Origin of the sequence: Pedobacter namyangjuensis (assembly GCF_003313325.1) — a bacterium.
GTDB classification, from domain to species: Bacteria; Bacteroidota; Bacteroidia; order Sphingobacteriales; family Sphingobacteriaceae; genus Pedobacter; species Pedobacter namyangjuensis.
Genome location: NZ_QMHQ01000009.1, coordinates 1 through 1260, shown reverse-complemented (window position 1 = coordinate 1260; position 1260 = coordinate 1). Strand labels below are relative to the sequence as shown.

Sequence of the window (1260 nt, the reverse complement as noted above, 5' to 3'; positions counted from 1 at the left end):
CGTTATATTACATCAACCAAACTATAGTAAATTTTACCGATAACGAGCTTCTTATTATTGTAGCTTTAGCCTTATTGGTTTTTAACCTATTTAATTTCAGAACAAAAGCTAAATGCTTTGCTGGTGATGTAGGTAGCGTGAGTATCGCATTTATTATCGTTTTTTTTATCGGACAATTAATCCTAACTACCCAAAACTTATCCTATATTTTATTGCTTTTGGTTTATGGTACTGATACCGCATTTACCGTACTTTTCAGAAAAATACGTGGCGAGAATATTTTTGAAGCTCATCGTAGCCATTTTTACCAATACCTATCTAATCAATTAAAACTATCACACATTTTAGTATCTTGTATCTATATTTTTGTGCAATTGCTGATTAACCTGTTATTGATCAAATTTGCACTTACTGATATGCTACATGGTGTTAGCTTACTGGCCTTATTTGTAGGAGTTTACTTGATGCTACGTTTCAAAATGGAAGGATCACAAAAACTTTTAACTCCAAATGCAAGTTAGATAATGTTGATGGTAATTAATTATTGTTGTACCTTAGAAAAAATTATCCGCTTTGTTTGGTAAAATCAATATCGTACCCCGCTGGATTATCTTTTTGATAGATCTGGGAATTTGCCTGTTATCTTTAACAATTGCCTATGCTGTTAAGCTTAATTTAGTGCTGGCAAATGTAGATTTTGTTGAGTTTAGCAGAAATATTTTGATTACAACCATTATCAATGTAGTGGTGTTCTTCAATATCAAAACCTATGCAGGCATCATCCGATATACCAGTGCACAGGATACATTTAGGATTTTGTTTGCGGTAATTATCAGCAATGGTATTTTCTCTTTCGTTAATTTTATCATCACTGCGTTGGGCTATAAGCCTTATATCTCTACGTCAGTATTAATTGTAAACCTACTTACTTCTTTTCTTTTATTGATTACATATCGGGTGCTCATTAAGTACTTTTTCATGTATATCAAAAATTTGAATTTAGATAAACGTAAGGTGATTGTATATGGTGCGGGAGAGGCTGGATTGGCTACCAAACGTACTTTTGATCATGATGGTAAGGTGAATAAAACAATCATAGCTTTTGTTGATGATGACGATAGAAAAGTTGGAAAGGCAATTGATGGTATTAAAATTCTTAGCGCACAGCGTTTGGAAGAGCTGATAAAAGAACATGAGGTAGACGAAGTGATTTTTGCATCTTATACCATTCCCACGGATAAAAAGAATAGGATAGTAGAT

Annotated in this window: 1 protein-coding gene and 1 pseudogene; both read left to right on the top strand. The window is 32.9% G+C overall.

The genetic code is table 11. From position 1 onward, the window contains the following. Window positions 1–521 (top strand): annotated as a pseudogene (locus DUT69_RS18950) (UDP-GlcNAc--UDP-phosphate GlcNAc-1-phosphate transferase); the annotation flags it as partial. Window positions 522–615: 94 nt separating this feature from the next. After that, on the top strand, window positions 616–1260 hold a 645-nt coding region (locus DUT69_RS18945), incomplete at its 3' end, for a nucleoside-diphosphate sugar epimerase/dehydratase (RefSeq protein ID WP_394341263.1).